Here is a 17856-nt window from a genome sequence, read left to right on the forward strand (position 1 = left end):
ATATAATAAAAATAAGGGGGATTATGAGGGGAATTAATCCATTCATCTTAAATTTAATTGTTTTAACATCAATAATTGCATTAATTGGTTTAGTGTATTTTTTTATGAGCTCATATATTATATTACTTCTCACTGCAATTTTGTTTATATCCTTAATAATTTATGCTTATTCTGTTATAGAAGTGATGGGGACAAATAAGGGAAAATTAGTTTATAAACCTAAATTAAACCTATCTAAATTGAGATATGATTCAGTTATGTTTATAATATTTATGATTATGTTTATACTACATTCTAAAGAAATCATATCTATGAATTTATTAATAATATTCATTATATTGTATTTCATTTACAACCATTTGGGAAATTACATTATTTGGAAACCTCCTATTAAAGTATATGAAAAAGGCATTGTTTTGGGAGATACTGCTTTTTATAAATGGGATGAATTAAATATAAAAGATGAAGGGGATAAAATAAAAATAAAGATAAAATATTATCCAAAAGAGGTTGTTTTAGATAAAAATATATTAAAGGGTGTAGATTATGAAAGGGATTAATCCACTTTATTTTAAACTAATAAACTCAACCACCATACTATTAATTTTAGTGCCTTCAATGCTTCATACTGTTGATTTTAAAACTGCTATTTCTGTGGCAATATTATTGGGTGCAATTATTTTAATAGTTATATACTACAATTGGAAAAAAATTTCAAAAATAAACAAAGGAAAAATAATAAAATCAGTAAAGGGAAAAATTGGAAATTGGCATTATCTTTTGGCTGGACTGTTGTTGGCAGGGGTTGGGGGATATTTAGTTATGGCAATTTCATGGACTATGGCATTTATCATACTATTGGGATTTATCATATCTGATTTTAATCAATCCTACAATATTACGATTTATGAAAAGGGAGTAGTATTTGATGGTTTGGCATATTATGATTGGAATGAAATTAATAAAATTGATAATGGAGGTAAATTAACATTTAAAATAAAAAATATTCCAAAAGAAATAGTTATTATAGATAAGAATTAGGTGAATTACATCTCCCTTGCGGGAGGGCTTCCTGCTTCATTGAGCTTTCGCCCTCCACAGGCACAACGGACTCTCCCAGCCCTGACTTTATATTATATCTTGGCGTAAATTCGTAAATCCATCTTATACTTCCAGAGTATTTTATAACAAAAACTAATATAAATATTTTTCGTCGGATTTCCGAGCGATAGCGAAGGAAAGTAATGAAATGCGAAGCATTTCATCTGATTTCATCCCCTCCCTTACGGAAGGGAATGTCTGAGCGATAGCGAAGACATTTATAAATTCCGAAGGAATTTATCAAACTTCACGCAGACATTAGTTAAAACAAAAAGGTGGTGTAGTGATAGGGATAAATCCAAATAAATTTAACAACATAAAAATTATTTATTTTGCATTTTATGTGGGGGTGTGGATTTTTCTTTATAACATGGGAGCTCCTACATTACCAATACTTATCTTAATCATTCCAATAATTGCCGTTATGGGACAGTTGCGGAGTATGTTAAATAACGCAAATAAAGGAAGTTTTTTGTATGAAGTTAAATATCGCTCAATAAATGGTAAATATATATCTATTGCAGTATTGATAGGAATATGTTTGGTATTTTTAAAATATTGGTTAATAAAATATGGAGTAATACCATATAATGGGGAATTTATAGTTTATTTTGGAATATTGATGCTTATTATGTTAGTTATAATATTGCTTGGAATAAAATATACGCATTTAAAGTTTTATGAGAAGGGCATAATATACAATAACACCGCCTTTTACAATTGGGATGAGGTAGAGCTCACCAAAGATAAAAAAGTTATGAAGTTGAAAATAAAGGACAGTTCAGAGGAAATATTGATTAAAAATCATTCTTTTAAATTAGATGAGATTGTGGGATATTATGAAAGTTGGAATTTACCCAAATCAAAGATTTGTGAATTGCCGAACGGCAATAACCAAAATGTATAGGGATATTGCAGAAATAATTGGTATTGAAGATTACGATGTAGTTAATCCATACAACAATAAACTAAAAGAACATTATGATTTATTGATTATTTCAAAAGGATACAAAGAAAGAGTGGAAAAATTAAATCCCTATCCGATTTTTGAAATAAAATCCGCCACATTTGATGATTTAATTGAAAGCATGAATGAATTAAAAAAGTTGAATGTAGGAGCTCCGGATAAGATAGAAAATTACATTGAAACTATCAATAAAAAGAAAAATAAAATTAAATCCTTAGAATACAATAAAAATGTAAAGATAAACTCTGAAACTGAATTTATAAAAAAGATTATAGTTGATTTAGGCATTACTCCCTCAGATGATGGAATTTTGATAATTCCTGATTATATGATTGATGAAGATGATGATAATAATTACAATAAAATAATCCTAAATACTCACAGATACGATTTAAATACTCTTGAAAGAATTGAGGATAGGTATTTATCAATTATAGAATCAATTAATAAATTGTAGTGGTGGAACCATGAAAGATATGATAAAAAATGCAGTAAATGACTTAGATGCCTGTTTAGAATTGAGAAAACAGGTTATTGAAAAAATAACAAAAAACAAACTATCTGAAAGTGATATAATTGAAGTGGTTGATGCAGTTGATGATTTAAGCATTGAAGAAATCCAAAAGCTTGGAAGTAATTTTAGAAAATTCCCTCTTGGATGCGATTTAGTGGAAATTGGCATAGGTCCATGTGCTTCATCATTGACTTTAACGGAGCTCATGGAGAATTGTATTTTAACTGACCATTTGGGATTCCCAATACATATATGCTCCTATGCACTTGGAGATATTGCGGAAAAAGAAGGCATGACACCGTTGGAGGTTTTCAAAACTATCCATGGTGAAATTGAAGTTCCAATTGATTTAGACCACTTTGGAAAATACGGAGCAATGAGATTTCCAAAAGAAATTACCCACTGTTATGGGGATTGTTATTACAAAGGACCGCCATACATAGGATGTCCGAGGGATAGGATACATAAACGACTTATCGACAAAGAAAAAGAATATTCTTATGAATTTGACGACTGGATAAAATTGTCCTCTACTGTATGTATTAATGTTGTGGAGGAACAAGGTGGGGAAGAGCATGCCGCACCGTTGGATGAGATGAAAGTTGTTGCAGAAGCCGCTAAAAAATATGGCAGAGGATTGGAAGGCATATTCCATATTGGAGATGGATACGACGACTTAATCACTGGTTTAAAGTCATGCATTGATATGGATGTGGATGTGTTTGTTGTTGAAGGAGCTCCGTTCAACCGTTCAAAAGATAGGTTAAAAGCATTTGCAAAGGCAGTTGCAGTATCCCGTATATTGGTAAAAGGTGGAGTAGTTGCCACCAATGGTGCCTATGAGGATGAATGCAGAATAGGGCTTAGAAGCGGTTTAAATGTAATATTAAGCGGTTTCAAAGGAAATCATCACGGTTATATGTGTGGCTATTCACCAAAAACTGCTAAACGAGGAAACTTTGGAGTTCCAAGAGTTTTGAGGATTATTAAGGAAGAAATCGAATATAATAAATTGGATACCTGCATACTAGATAATAACATATTGAAGGCAATAGCAAAGGGAAGCAAATTTTTAAACTACAATAATGAGAGCTTAATTTATCCAAATAAATTAGGCGGGCATTTTATTGGCGATGCTCACTGGGTAGCAGTTAAAAACAGCAATTTATACAATAATATCCACAGCAAGACAATTGACGACATTGGAGAATGGGATAAATTAGGTTTATTGGGTGGTAGATATATAGCATGGGGAATGGCAAAGGCGTTAAAGCCAGAAGAGGTTTATATTAGTGATGCTGACAAATGGGTAGAGAAAACCGCTGTAAAAATATTAAATGATGCTGGAATAAACGCCTATGGATGTAATGGAGACGATAAAAAAGTAATAGAAAATGCCGATAAATCCTTTATCACTTCATTTATTCCCGAAATAATTCTAAGAATAAAGAATAAAACTAATGCGGAAAGTTTGATTTAAAAAAAACATCCTCAGCTACCCCAGGTCTCATCTTATACAGCATCAGCAGGGATGACTCTCATCACCGGATGTTTTTTATATTTTATTTATTTTATTCATTTTTTATATTTATTTTCTCTTTTTTTATTTTTTACATTATAATTTTTTATCTACCACAAATTTCCATCTAAGTGGCTTTTTATTTTATCGTTGGTTGAATTATACATTCTTCCTATTTTAACTTTATGTATTCCATTTTCTAGTTTTTGTTTTTCTTTTATTGTATATGCAATATGGAGTTTTTTCAAATATACTAAAAATTCATTTAAATCCTCTTCACTATCTAAATATATCTCAAAATCTTCTGTAATCAATTCACCTTTTGAAATATTTTTTATAGTATCTACCATTGGATAAAGTATTGATTTTCCTATGTTTTTTGCTCTTTCCTCCATTTCTTTTTCGTCTTCATTGAATTCAAATGACTGATATCCCTCCCTAACTAATCTGCTGAACATAAAATCAATACCTAAATCATATACATACCTAAATGCCACAGATAAATCATTGCACTGGGTGTAGTGAGTGGTGTATTTTATAGGGTTTATTAACATGCCAGGGTCTTTTAAAACTACACCTTCCCTTTTTTCTTCATTTAGCTTTAATATTACCTTCTTTATGTGCTCAACATCCTCTTTATTAAATACTCCAATAGGTTTCACATAGGGGAGCTCATATTTTTGTAGGAGCTCCTCCTTTTCCTTTATTGAAAGTGGCTTATTTGTTTCCCTATGTCTTACATCAAATATATAAAACCCTAAATTTTCGATAATATTATTTTTATTATTGCCATTGTTCTTAATTAGTATATTATCAACTTCTGGATAATAATGAGGAACATAGGGATTGTTTAATCCTATCATCTCACCACAAAGCATTAAATCAGGATAATCGTCCAATATATTCGTATTTAAAAACTTTAATGCTTTTTTTGTCGTGAATGGACAAATTCGCCCTCCTCGTGTAATTGCCACCACTTCATTATCTACTTTTGCTATCCTCACATTGTATCCGTCCAGTTTTTCCTCAACAACAATTTTATCAATAAAGTAATTTTTTAATGTGGGATAAAGCATCATTGCACGCCTTATTTTTGGATAGCCCATTACAATATCCATATTATTATTTAAAAATAAAACCGTCCCCCTCTCAATATGTCTAAGCTTCTTTTTAAATAAAAGGTATTTTTTATTATTGTGCTCATCAAAAGAAATTATTTTTCTTTCAAATGCCTTTTTTATATCAGCTTCATCTAATTTCAACCTTTCCGAGACCTTTAAAATATCAATATCCATAAAAATCACAATTATATTTATTATATCTATTCACTTAATTTATGCTTATTTTATATTATGCTTATTTTATATCTTGTTTTTTATAATATTTAATTTCCTTAATTTTTTAGATACCTTACTAAAAAACAGAATATTCAATGGAGTTCCCAATTTTGTATAACATTTTGGCTCTTTATTCTTTTTTAGTGCCTTTAAAAATTCCTTTGGATTGTCTTTATCAAATTCATCAACTTCCATATATGCATTGCCGAGCTCCCATGGAAAATGAGAATCGCTCCCTACACCCATTAACAGATTATTTATTTTAGCATATTCATATGCCATCATATTTGGTTCATCCTGTATGCATCGACTATTAAAAACCTCGACAATATCAACTTTCTTAATAAATTCTTTATTATTTAACACATCAAACCTACACAGAGACCTCCTTCTCCTCCCATCAAATGGATGAGGTAGATAAATCAATCCACCCTGCTCCTTTACCTTATCCATAGCCTCAAAAATATCCTTTTCATTTATCTGTTCATTTAAAAATACTCCTATAAATTCTCCTTTTTCTGTGGCTATCTCCTCTCCCGGAATCCCAAAATCCACCTTTGTTAATACATTATGGTCTGCTATAACAGGCAGGATATCTTTTATTGAACAAACTTTTTTTAGAAGTTTTATGGGATTTATTGAACATCTGGAACATACTGTATGAACATGCATGTCAATTTTCATTTATTTTTCACCAAATAAATTTTATAAGTATAGTAAATCGACGAACATTTAAGGACATTCAAGGACATCTCATGTCGATTTACTATAATCCCTCATTCATTAGGGATGAATTTCTCTTTTATTTTACCTATCTTTTTATAAATATCATTTAAAAACTTATCCCCGAATATGAATTTTTTATTTTCCAATAATACTCTCCCATTCACTATTACTGTATCCACATCATTTCCATTTGCAGAATATACAATATTTGATTTTATATTATTGATAGGTCTTAAATGTGGTGCATTAAGGTCTAATAACACAATATCGTTATTTTCAAATCCTAATATTTCACTGTCAAAAGCCATCTTTAAAACCGTGTCAATATCTCCAACTGTTGGGTCCCATCTATGTGCTTTGTGAAGTAATGCGGTGATTTTCATTTCTTCCAAAATATCTAAATTATTGTTGCTCGCAGGTCCATCTGTTCCAATGGATACTTTTACGCCATCATTTAACATCTCCACAAGGGGCATAACCCCACCGCTTGCAAGTTTCATATTACTTCCTGGGCAGTGGGATACTTTCACATTATGCTTCGCAAGTTTTTTTACCTCATCCTTTGTAATCCATACACAGTGAGCTCCCATTACATTGCTATCCAACACTCCAATATTTTCCAAATATTCAATAGGTCTCATTTTTATATTATTCTCCATTTCCACTACTTCGTATCTAGTTTCAGATATGTGGGTGTGCAATAAGGTGTTGTATTCATCGGCTATTTCCTTACATCTAATATATGTTTCCTTTGAGCAGGTGTATGGGGCATGTGGGGCTATTGCTGGTTTAACTGTTTTTTCATCCTTATGTTCTTTTATAAAATTTTCTGCCATCTTTAAAAGTTTGTCCAAGTCCTTACTTTCAGGAGTTCCAAAGTCAATTATTGGAAAACTTATTACTCCCTTTAATCCAATTTCCTTTGTAGCTCTTAATATCTCTTCTGAAAAGAAATACATTTCATTAAATGATGTAATACCAAACCTCAGCATTTCAAGGCATCCCAATAGAGAACCGTAATAAACATCCTCTTTTGTGAGTTTTGCCTCATTGGGCCATATTTTATCATTTAACCAATTCTGTAAAATCATGTCGTCGGCAATTCCCCTTAAAAGGGTCATTGGAATATGTGTATGAGTGTTTGTTAATCCCGGCATTGCACATTTGTTCTTTCCATCGATTATTTTTAAATCCTTCTTGTTTAGGTTTTCCTTTTCCAACAGATTCTTGCCAATTACAATTTTTGTGTTATTGTCGTCATTTTCTTCTTTTATTAGGATATCGACACTTTCATAAACATTTAACTCTTTATCAACTGCGTAATTTAAATTTTCTACCAATATCATCATATTACCACTAAATTTGCAAATTATTTTATAAATATAATATTAAATTAAAAATAAAAAGATAAAAGGTTTTTTATAATATATAATACAACATATAAATTTGTTAATGTTTAAATTCGTTATTTCATTATTAAAATTCTTTGTTCATAAAAATAGTAATTTAAAGGATTCATTTATATTAGTGTGGGTCATATTACACTCTAACCTCTAATACCTTCATATAAGGATAACCTCTGGTAATGAGATTATATAGTGCTAAAACCTGTGCAGAAACTACTGCACAGAGACAGAATACTTTTTTACGAATATAACCTTTGATATTAATCCAAAACTTATTCATAAATCGGTTCTTTAATATTGAATTGGTGTGCTCTATTTTAACTCTTATCTTAGAAACTTCCGAAGGAAGTTTCTTTTTATTTTTCCTACCCAATCTCCGTGGATTATGTGCTGTTATTAGTTCATTTTTGTATAATTCTATCGCTTTTTTTTAAATCTTTTGAATCATAGCCTGCATCTGCACAGGACTTTTTGGTAGGTACTAATAATTTATCAGCTACTTTACAATCGTGAGTATTTGCTGTGGTAAATTCTGCTCTTAATGGTATTCCTAACTTATCTACTGCTAAATGTAATTTAAAGCCTTTAAACATTCCTACACTGTTATATCCTATCTTTCCCTCAATATCTGTTTCGTCTTTTATTGGAGTGCTATCGTATATTGACCATTCAGGATTATTTAGTTCAATATATTTATCACCTAATAAAGTAATTATTGCATGCAATTCTTCATCTAGGGATTTTTTCCATCTATCGATGGTTCTTCTACCAGGGCAGGATTTAAATCCTAATGCAGTTAAAATCTGTGGATTATTTTGTAAGTGTAATACTAACGCTCTATTTGAATGTATGCCTTTTAAAAAGGCATACACTAATAGTTTAAGCCTCAACTCTAAATTATATCCTTTTCTCCCTACCTTTCTTCGTTTAGGGATTCGGTCAATTAAATCTGATGTAATTATCTCATTTACCACTTCCTCAGCCTTCATATTATCGTCTTTTTTATAATATTATATTTAGTATAGGTTATATATTTTGACCCATACTAGGATTCATTTATATTTTTAAAACACGGTTTACTATGCTCTTTTTTAAATCTTAAAATATAATATTTTACTCCACATTTCTTATATAAATAAATACATCATATTTATTTCCTTCATTATCATAGGCATGGGTTTTTCTCCTGAAATAATATTCTCCCTCATCCTCATAATCGTCAAATATCTTTAATTCATCTTCTGATATGCCAAATAAAATAATTCCTTCGACAACTGAATTTTCTTTTTTCCTAATGCCGTAATAACCGATACTTTGGTCAAAAAACTTTTCAAATCCCATTATTTTTCCTTTTTTCATCTCTGGAATTCTATTTATTAATTCCTTTAACCTATCCTTTTTCATTAATTCTCCATAGGCAAATACATTAATTTTCGTAATATCCATTATATCCCCATATTTAGATGATTATATATTATCCCTTCTCTTATGCCATATTCTGAAATAATTAACTCCTTACACTCAAATAAGTCCATAATCTCAGATATTACTATTCCAGCAGAAACTACGGTTTCTGACCGTTTAGATGATATGTCATATTTATTTGAGATATCATCTGGTTTTAAATGTTTTATTTTTGATAGTATTTCATTTAACTGATTCTTACTTACCCTTCTCTTACCTATAATTTTTACCAATGCCCTTACACTACCACCTACTCCAACTATTTTATCAGATGTTGATGCTGGGTTAATATGTTTTTTTATCTTTTTCCGCATACCTTCTTCATCTACCAATACTCCGTTTTTAAAAAACTCTCCATAGTTCAGAGTGCCTAATGGGTAGCTATTATAATGTTTAATCTTGCCTCCTGATACACCGCATATTTCTAAACTTCCACCGCCAATATCAAAAACAAGACCCTCTGAAATGTCAGTATCCAATAAAGCCCCATATGCTGAATACATCGCTTCCTCTTCATCAGATAATATTTTTATATCAAAAATATCCTTAGTTTCTTCCAAAAATTCTGATTTATTTCCTGCTATTCTTACAGCATATGTTGCAAAGGCTATTACCTCTTTTGGATTATATTTATCCAATTCTTCCTTAAAGTCCTTTAAAATATTTTTAGTTTTTAATATACCATCCTTTGAAATTATACATTTATTAAAATATATATGTTGTAAATAATTAAATAACCTTAAATAAATTGATTTTGTATATATCTTATTAATTTTACCGTTATTAATTTTATATATTACTAATTTTACAGTATTTGAACCTATATCCACTAACCCTACTGTTCCCTCCAATTTAACACCTTCTTTAACATCTTATGCTTATCGGTTTTATTACTTGACAAAATCCCTTCGGGATTTTGTAAGTTAGTAAATCCAAAGGATTAACTTTGAATTAATATACTAATTTCATCCATAATCATATTCTATTATTTAAATAGTTCTAATTTGTATATAAAATTTTCTATTTATTAAATATTAATTCATAAATTATGAACTTATATTATAAAATAAAAAATTATTAAATAATACACACACCCACTTAAATAACCAAATAACCTAAATTAGAAAAAACTATCCAATGTTATTTGTTTATTAAGGTTTTTGAGCTCATCCTTTGAAATTCCTAATGATTCCATTATCCGTAATACGGGCGGTAAAATTTGATTATCAATATAATATGATGTATCGTAATCTTTTGCATCCTCTGGAAGAGTTGCCCTTTCACTTATAGATTTATTTCCACTAATTATTATATATCCTATCACATCCCCTACTTTTAATCTCCCGCCATTTTTTAATATTTTTTTTGCCACTTCAACATGGGGTGCTGTGGTTTTATATTCGTTGATATCCTTTGTGAGCTGAGTATATATTATTAAATCCTTTTTATCGATTTTTCCATTTCTTAAATCTGTTATGGTGTCCCTTATAATACTTTTTGCCTTTTCAATATCCCCCTCTTTTAACAGGGTTTCTAAAACATCTCTTTGAGTTTTCTTTGCAATATTCGACCAGTCCCGCCTTACAAACTCTAATCCTTTTATTGTTATTTTATCGTTTTCGTCGATAAGTGCGTATCTCTTTTTTGTGATAAATATACCCCTTTTATAGTATCCTTCAAACTCTAACTCCATATCTTTTGGAAGTTTTTCATTTATTCTGTTTAAAAATTCATAGGTTTTATTTAATAGGGTTTTTTTATCGGTGTTTTTCTTCAATACTGAATATAATCCATCAGTGTCAGCATATATTACTTTAAATCCGTTTTTTTCCGCTTCTTCAATAGTTTTTTGAATATATGTCCTGCCCAAATGTGTAATTATTTCGGCACATTCCTTCGAATACCACCGAGCTCTTGGATAAGCCATATATCCATAATATGAATTTGCCAATGTCTTCAAAGATTTTTGCTCATAATTTAGCAGATTATAGTATTCAGAGTTATTTTTATATTTATCATCTTTTTTACTGTCTTTCTCTTTTAAAATTTTTTTAATATTTTTTCTCCTTTCAATCAAGTTCCTTAATACTTTTGGAATAAGTCCAGTTCTTCTTTTACAAAACCAATGACCCAATATCTTTTCAGATGTATCCTCACAGCATTTGCAGTCGATGGTATCAGGGCTAATATTGTAGCTTATTATGATGGAAGGGTAGAGAGCTCTGAAATCCATACTCACAATATTTTCATGCATGCCCTTAATTGGCTCCTTTACATAACCCCCTTCATAATATCCCCTTAATCTTTTTTGATATTCTCTGTTTGAAGGTTTATTTGGTGCTAAAAAGTTGTTATTAAATGAATGCTTTAATAAAAGATATTCAACCATCTGACTGCTTCCCATTCTGCTAACTTCGAATAGTGTTTGATTTACAATTCTTGAAAACATGACCTCCAACGGCAAAAAATATTCTCCAATTTTGTATGTATAATAAGCGTCTTGAAAAGAGTATTCAACAAGATTTTTATCCATATTATTCCACAGATTTGATATATTTTGATGCCCAACTTCTAACTTATGCACCCCAAAGAGCTCATAACTTACATCTTCCAATTTATATTTTGTTAGGTTTAGGGTTCTTCTTGCTATTGGATATAAATCAATATGCACTTTTCCCGGAATATAGCTTCTTAAATGAATTCCCCCTCGTGAAATCTTTATTTTCTGTTTTTTCTGTTTATCAAAAGATACATCTATTCCAAAATGCTCAGCTCTTCTTTTTAAATAAGGAAAATCAAAGTTATCGCCGTTGTAAGTGTATATTATATCGTAATCTTTTAGAATGTCAATTGTTCTTTTTATAAGTTCTTTCTCATCCATCACGAGCTCCACATATTCATGCTCAAAAGGTTTGTATGTTATTACTTTTTTTAAGTCCTTTGAACAAAAACTTGTCATCAATATGGGGTTTTTCTCTGGGTCAGGTTCTCTGCCTTCGCAATATACTTCCATATCAAAGGAAATGGTTTTTAATTCTGGTAGGTTGTTATTTGCTATTATTCTGTTTTCATCCTCAAAATCATTATAGTATGTTGTTGGGATTATATTTTTATCAATTAAATACCGCTTTGTAAATGGAATGTCGTGTTCATATATTTCTCCGAGCTCCTTTAATACTCTCAGTTTTGGAACATCTTTTGGATACTTTACAGTTATTTTTGTAAGATTCTTTTCAATTATTCGATTTTTTGAGTCATTGAGATTACTGTTTATAATAATCTTTTTTACAGTTTCAAGGTCTTCGATATAATTTAGGAGATTTTTTTTATCCTCATCACTACTTAAAAAGTCATTTATTTCCTTTATAGGGGCATCCACATAAAAATATGGTTTAAAATTATTCTCTTTTAAAATTCTATTTAGCAGATATAGGTAGATACATTTGTCTTCTGAATCGTAATTTATATCAATAAGGGCATCCATACTTACACCAAAAAATATAATAATTAACTGAATTTATCTGATTTCAGCTATTTAATATTTTTCCAGATGTTAATCTTCCTAAAATAATATATATTAATAAATATATACCTTATTGCTGTAAAATAAGTAGAAAATGGCTGAGAGTGATATTAATGAATATAGTTCAATCCTATATTACTGATGAAAAAGGAGATATTAAAGGAGTGATTTTAGATTATAAAGTATTTAAAAAGATTGAAGAGATGATTTTAGATTATGGCCTCTTAAAGGCGATGGAAGAAGTTGAAGAAGATGAAGAGATAGACTTAGAAACTGCAAAAAAGTTATTGGAATAGGGAGAGAATGGAAGTTTCATTCAAAAAGGCGTTTATTAAAGATTTTAAAAATTTGCCCAATAACATTAAAGAGCGAGTTAAGAAATTAGTTTTTGAAGAGATACCGAATAAAGCTAATATCTCCGATATACCAAATATTAAGAGATTAAAAGGGCATACTGGATATTACAGGATTAGAGTTGGAGATTATAGAATTGGTTTTAAATATAATAATGGAAAAATTGTTTTTTATAGGATTTTGCATCGAAAATATATTTATAAAAAATTTCCATAAGTTCAATATAATTAATAGTACATTATTTAGTGCCAACATCATATAAATATAATAATACTTTTTTGATTCAGATGAAATAAAAACTTAAACTTTAACTGAAGATTTTTTGGTGGTATTATGATAATAAAAGGTAATGTTCATTCATTTGGTGATGATGTAGATACTGATGCTATAATTCCAGGACCTTATTTAAAAACAACAGACCCTTATGAGCTCGCATCACACTGCATGGCAGGTATTGATGAGAACTTTCCAAAGAAGGTTAAGGAAGGAGATATAATAGTTGCTGGCGAAAATTTTGGCTGTGGAAGTAGTAGGGAGCAGGCACCAATTTCTATAAAATACACAGGTATTAGGGCGGTTGTTGCCGAGAGTTTTGCAAGAATATTTTACAGAAACTGCATAAATATAGGGCTTATTCCAATTACCTGTAAAGGGATAAAAAAGGAGAATATACAGGACGGAGATATTGTAGAAATTGATTTAGAAAATAAAAAAATAATCATTAACAATAAAAAATTAGATTGCGATGTTCCAAAAGGCATAGAATGGGACATATTAAGTGCTGGTGGATTGGTTAAATATGCTAAATTAAAGGTAAATAAGGAATAAAAAGAAAATAGATAAAAAATAAAATAAAAAGTAAAAAAATAAAAAACAAATAAATATAATGGTGATTTAATGGCAGATAGATTGGCTATTTTGGATTATGATAGGTGTCAGCCGAGAAGATGTTCAATGGAATGTATAAAATACTGCCCCGGAGTTAGAATGGGGGAAGAAACCATTGTTATGGATGAAGACATTGGAAAACCGATAATTTCAGAAGAATTATGTAGCGGATGCGGAATATGTGTAAAAAGATGCCCCTTTGAAGCTATTGCAATCATAGGTCTTCCAGAAGAGCTCACCGAAGATAAGATAGTTCATTCCTATGGTAAAAATAGGTTTAGGTTATACGGTTTAATAGCTCCAAGAGAAGGAGTAGTTGGTATATTAGGACCAAACGGTGTTGGTAAATCCACAATATTGGCAATATTAAGCGGAGCTCTCATACCAAATTTAAACAATATCGATGAAGAACCAAATTATGACAAGGTAATAAAACACTTCTCAGGAACCGAGCTCCAAAAATATTTTGAAAATTTAAAAAATGGAAATATTAAACCTGTCCATAAACCACAGTATATTGATGCTCTCCCAAAGGTTGTAAAGGGAACAGTTGGAGAGTTGTTAAAAAAGGTGGATGAGAAGGGACTATTTGATGAAATAGTAGATACTTTGGAAATAAAAAACATACTTGATAGAACCTTCGACCAATTGAGTGGAGGTGAGCTCCAAAGAGTGGCAATTGCCGCGGCATGTTTAAGGGAAGGGGATATTTATTACTTCGATGAACCATCATCATGGCTTGATGTAAGGCAGAGATTCAATGCTGCAAAGGTGATTAGAAAAATATCAGAAGAGGGCAAAAAGGTTGTTGCAGTAGAACACGATTTAATAGTTTTGGATTATCTCTCCGACCATATACATATTATGTATGGTATTCCTTCTGCCTATGGGGTTGTAACTCACCCAAGAGGAACAAGGGTTGGAATAAATACATACTTAAATGGTTTTCTAAGGGAGGAGAATATAAGATTTAGAAAAAATCCAATAGTATTCGAAAAAAGACCGCCAGCAAATTATTCAAATAGACCGTTGCTTTTGGAGTATTCAAAGGTTTCAAAAACCCTTGGCAATTTCAACCTGTCCGTTGATGGTGGAACAATACACAGGGGAGAAGTAATAGGTATATTGGGACCAAATGGTATAGGTAAAACAACATTTGTAAAAATACTCGCTGGAATTGTTAAACCTGATGAAGGTAGTGTTTCAAGTGAAGATGTAAAGGTATCATACAAACCTCAGTATATTTCCTCAGATTACGATGGAACTGTTAGAGACCTTTTAATGAGTATAGCGAATATAAACACATCATTCTATAAATCTGAGATAATAAAGCCGTTGAGCTTGGAAAAAATAATGGACTTTGATGTGAAAGACCTCTCTGGTGGTGAGCTCCAAAGAGTGGCAATTGCCGCATGTTTGAGTAGGGATGCAGATATATATTTAATAGATGAGCCATCGGCATTTTTAGATGTGGAGCAGAGGTTAAATGTATCAAGAACAATAAGAAGAATGGCGGATGAAAAGGATGCGGCAATGTTTGTAGTGGACCATGATATATTATTCCAAGATTATATCTCTGATAGATTTGTCGTATTCAGCGGTGAAGCTGGTAAAATTGGAAAAGGCTCTTCACCATTGGATAAAAGAAGCGGCGCAAATAAGTTTTTAAAAGAGATGAATATAACATTTAGAAGAGACCCCGACACAGGAAGACCAAGAGTAAATAAAGAGGGAAGTCAGAGGGATTTATACCAGAAGGAAATTGGGGAATATTACTATGTGGATGAGTGAATGGATTGATAAATAACCATAATATATAGATTTATAAATATAAATTTTAATTCTTTTAAAACAGTTGCAAATATTTGCAACTAATTGTTTTTTTAAAATAATGGTTTTTAGGTGCTATATTTAATATTTAACACATATTATTAATATTCTAGACATGAAACTATTGTTAGAACTGTTTCAGATGGTAAAGTATATATACTAATAATGCAAAGTGTAATTTGTGAAAAAAATTAAAAATCCAAAAAAAATTGAGGGTGAAAAAATATGGCAATGAGCTTAAAGAAAATCGGAGCAATGGCAATTGGAGGAGCTATGGTAGCATCCGCATTAGCAAGCGGTGCGATGGCAGCAGCTACAACATCAGGAGATGTTGCAGGATTCATGAAAAATGTAGTTAAAGACGGACAGCCAAACGTAGATATTGTAGTTGGTTCAAACGCAGCAGCAATGGACGTTGTTTCAGCAGCTGACGTTGCAGCAAAAATCGGTTCAATGTGCTACAAAACAGGAGCAGTTACAGATGGAAGTGCTGATTTAAATGTTCATGTTTCATCAGATGCTAGTAAAGTAGAGTTCAACACAAGTAGTACTGGAAATATGACATATGCAGTAACTCCGGATGATGGGGATTATCCATTAACAAGCGGTGTAAATTATAGTGGTAAGACATATTACGCATCTAACGACATTACAAAAACATTATCCACATTGATGAAAATTGATGATGTAGATTTAAAAAATATTTATTCAGTAAATGATGACGATGGTATTGAATTAGGATTTTTCGCAATGAAAAATGAATCAAATGAGATTGGTGTTGATTTAGTAGGTTATGCATCAATAGTAACTGCTGATTCCTCATTAAATACAAACAATACATACTTAGCCCCTGGAGTATTGATACCATTCTTAGGACAGCAATACATGTTTGTTAAAGCAGATGCAGACAATGAAGATTTAATAATCGGAAAATTAGCATATGATGGAGTATTAGGGGAAGGGGAAACCCAAGATTTAGGAAATGGATACACGGCTAAAGTAAAGACAGTATTGGAATCCACTACAAGTGGAGCAGCTCCAAAAGTAGATGTCCAAATATTAAAAGATGGTACTGTTGTAGCAGAGAAGTTTGATTATGCCAATGCTACAAAACCATTGGTATTAGTTAGCGGTCCTGTGGGAATAATAGTTACAAATGCATATAAAAACGTAGCAGCAACTACAGGATATGCTGATTTATATTTAGTGAAAGATGTAAAGAAATTACACTTAGGAGATAAGTACGAAGGAGATTACAAAATATATGCAGTAGTTCAAGATCCAACTAATAATCAAATAAAAATTGAAAAAACTACCGATATCACAGATAGCGGTGTGAGTATAAAAGGCGAAGGTAAAGTTAATAACAAGGTAATTTGTGGTATTGCATTAGTAGATGATACAGATCCTACAAAAGATGACAATATATTAAGCTCTAAGGGAGATGAATTCTCAGCAATAGATAATTACTTTAAATTAAAAGTAGATAAAGTTGTTGATTCTACCACTGGTACCTATAAAATATATGCTTATTCCGATGTATCAAAAGAAGCAACATTAAACATCGGTCAAAAAGAAAGTGTGTTAAATGCAGACATTACATTAAAAGGTCTCAAAGCAGATGCACAGCAAGCAGTTCCAGTAACAGCTCCAATTGCAAAATTAGACACAGAAGTTTCATTAGACAGCGGCAAAAACTTAATCTTAATTGGAGGACCTGTTGTAAACAAATTAACAAAAGAGCTCCAAGATGCTGGTAAAGTTTCAATCGACAACACAAGCCCAGCAACATTAGCAGTTGTAGATGACAAAGTATTAGTTGTTGCAGGTGGAGACAGAGACAAAACAAGAGAAGCTGCATTAGACTTAATCAAAAACTACTAAATTCTTTAACTTTTTTCTTTTTTTATTTAATAATATATTTATTAATTTAAATAATTAGATTAAAATTTTTAAATAATAATGCCCATAATGAGAAGAATCTCATTAAAAGTGAAAAAAACGATATAGATAAATTACTATAAACCGCCAAGAAGGTTCCAACAGCTTTTAGCTGTTGGACGAAAGGCGGTCATTATATGAAAATAAAATATAACCAGTCCAAGTATCTATGGGTAGCGTTTGTAAATACTCTACTGTCTCAGAGTTTGGAAGTACATAAGGTAACCTTAACCTCCTAATGAAGATAGGAGTAGTAGGCTTGGTAATTTAATAGGGTTAAAACCCA

The 17856-nt window shown here is 30.8% G+C and carries 18 protein-coding genes; 10 read left to right on the top strand and 8 right to left on the bottom strand.

Features of this window, described 5'->3' with window-relative positions; all coding sequences use genetic code 11:
- Nucleotides 1-23: 23 nt before the first annotated feature.
- From Mjas_RS02515 to hmdC, 5 genes are all read left to right on the top strand, one after another.
- The gene (locus Mjas_RS02515) at nt 24-560 is read left to right on the top strand and encodes a hypothetical protein (RefSeq protein WP_421078218.1); all 537 of its coding nucleotides are present in this window, start codon (nt 24-26) and stop codon (nt 558-560) included.
- The gene (locus tag Mjas_RS02520; RefSeq protein WP_421078219.1) at nt 547-1041 is read left to right on the top strand and encodes a hypothetical protein; all 495 of its coding nucleotides are present in this window, start codon (nt 547-549) and stop codon (nt 1039-1041) included. The genes Mjas_RS02515 and Mjas_RS02520 overlap by 14 nt, the downstream gene beginning before the upstream one ends.
- 343 nt (nt 1042-1384) lie before the next feature.
- The gene (locus tag Mjas_RS02525; RefSeq protein WP_421078220.1) at nt 1385-2008 is read left to right on the top strand and encodes a hypothetical protein; all 624 of its coding nucleotides are present in this window, start codon (nt 1385-1387) and stop codon (nt 2006-2008) included.
- Nucleotides 1941-2525, top strand: coding sequence for a hypothetical protein (locus Mjas_RS02530; RefSeq protein WP_421078221.1), 585 nt, complete (start codon nt 1941-1943; stop codon nt 2523-2525). The genes Mjas_RS02525 and Mjas_RS02530 overlap by 68 nt, the downstream gene beginning before the upstream one ends.
- A 10-nt stretch (nt 2526-2535) precedes the next feature.
- Nucleotides 2536-4062, top strand: a complete 1527-nt coding sequence (hmdC, locus tag Mjas_RS02535) for a 5,10-methenyltetrahydromethanopterin hydrogenase cofactor biosynthesis protein HmdC (RefSeq protein ID WP_421078222.1) — start codon at nt 2536-2538, stop codon at nt 4060-4062.
- 149 nt (nt 4063-4211) lie between these two features.
- On the opposite strand, the gene Mjas_RS02540 is transcribed toward hmdC, so the two are convergent.
- The 8 genes from Mjas_RS02540 to Mjas_RS02575 all read right to left on the bottom strand — a co-directional run bounded on the left by Mjas_RS02540 (nt 4212) and on the right by Mjas_RS02575 (nt 12518).
- A complete protein-coding gene (locus tag Mjas_RS02540; protein ID WP_421078223.1) occupies nt 4212-5396 on the bottom strand; it encodes an RNA ligase in 1185 nt (394 codons plus the stop codon).
- Between the two features lie 66 nt (nt 5397-5462).
- Nucleotides 5463-6122, bottom strand: a complete 660-nt coding sequence (locus Mjas_RS02545; RefSeq protein ID WP_421078224.1) for a PHP domain-containing protein — start codon at nt 6120-6122, stop codon at nt 5463-5465.
- Nucleotides 6123-6214: 92 nt separating this feature from the next.
- A complete protein-coding gene (locus tag Mjas_RS02550) occupies nt 6215-7510 on the bottom strand; it encodes an amidohydrolase (RefSeq protein ID WP_421078556.1) in 1296 nt (431 codons plus the stop codon).
- A 193-nt stretch (nt 7511-7703) separates the two neighbouring features.
- Nucleotides 7704-7943 (bottom strand): hypothetical protein, encoded by a 240-nt coding sequence (locus tag Mjas_RS02555; RefSeq protein ID WP_421077171.1) that lies wholly within the window; start codon nt 7941-7943, stop codon nt 7704-7706.
- Nucleotides 7944-7971: 28 nt separating this feature from the next.
- Nucleotides 7972-8559, bottom strand: coding sequence for a transposase (locus Mjas_RS02560; RefSeq protein WP_421077172.1), 588 nt, complete (start codon nt 8557-8559; stop codon nt 7972-7974).
- Nucleotides 8560-8683: 124 nt separating this feature from the next.
- Nucleotides 8684-9016: a gamma-glutamylcyclotransferase family protein gene (locus tag Mjas_RS02565; protein ID WP_421078225.1), complete on the bottom strand. Its 333-nt coding sequence runs from the start codon at nt 9014-9016 to the stop codon at nt 8684-8686.
- On the bottom strand, nt 9016-9885 hold the full coding sequence (locus Mjas_RS02570) for a phosphatase (RefSeq protein WP_421078226.1): 870 nt from the start codon (nt 9883-9885) through the stop codon (nt 9016-9018). The genes Mjas_RS02565 and Mjas_RS02570 overlap by 1 nt, the downstream gene beginning before the upstream one ends.
- Before the next feature lie 269 nt (nt 9886-10154).
- Complete coding sequence (locus Mjas_RS02575) at nt 10155-12518, bottom strand: DNA-directed DNA polymerase (protein WP_421078227.1); 2364 nt, start codon at nt 12516-12518, stop codon at nt 10155-10157.
- A 152-nt stretch (nt 12519-12670) separates the two neighbouring features.
- Between Mjas_RS02575 and Mjas_RS02580 the strand changes: the two genes are divergently transcribed.
- The 5 genes from Mjas_RS02580 (at nt 12671) to Mjas_RS02600 (ending at nt 17513) form a co-directional block, all read left to right on the top strand.
- On the top strand, nt 12671-12853 hold the full coding sequence (locus Mjas_RS02580; protein WP_421078228.1) for an antitoxin: 183 nt from the start codon (nt 12671-12673) through the stop codon (nt 12851-12853).
- A gap of 7 nt (nt 12854-12860) precedes the next feature.
- Nucleotides 12861-13127, top strand: coding sequence for a type II toxin-antitoxin system RelE family toxin (locus tag Mjas_RS02585; protein ID WP_421078229.1), 267 nt, complete (start codon nt 12861-12863; stop codon nt 13125-13127).
- Nucleotides 13128-13244: 117 nt separating this feature from the next.
- Nucleotides 13245-13739 (top strand): homoaconitase small subunit, encoded by a 495-nt coding sequence (gene hacB, locus Mjas_RS02590; RefSeq protein ID WP_421078230.1) that lies wholly within the window; start codon nt 13245-13247, stop codon nt 13737-13739.
- A gap of 69 nt (nt 13740-13808) precedes the next feature.
- Nucleotides 13809-15590, top strand: a complete 1782-nt coding sequence (locus Mjas_RS02595; RefSeq protein ID WP_421078231.1) for a ribosome biogenesis/translation initiation ATPase RLI — start codon at nt 13809-13811, stop codon at nt 15588-15590.
- A 264-nt stretch (nt 15591-15854) separates the two neighbouring features.
- Nucleotides 15855-17513 carry an S-layer protein gene (locus tag Mjas_RS02600; RefSeq protein WP_421078232.1) on the top strand — a complete coding sequence of 553 codons (1659 nt, stop codon included), beginning with the start codon at nt 15855-15857 and terminating at the stop codon, nt 17511-17513.
- Nucleotides 17514-17856 lie beyond the last annotated feature (343 nt).

The sequence above is a fragment of the Methanothermococcus jasoni genome, from assembly GCF_049075655.1.
Taxonomy (GTDB): domain Archaea; phylum AGJL01; class Methanococci; order Methanococcales; family Methanococcaceae; genus Methanofervidicoccus.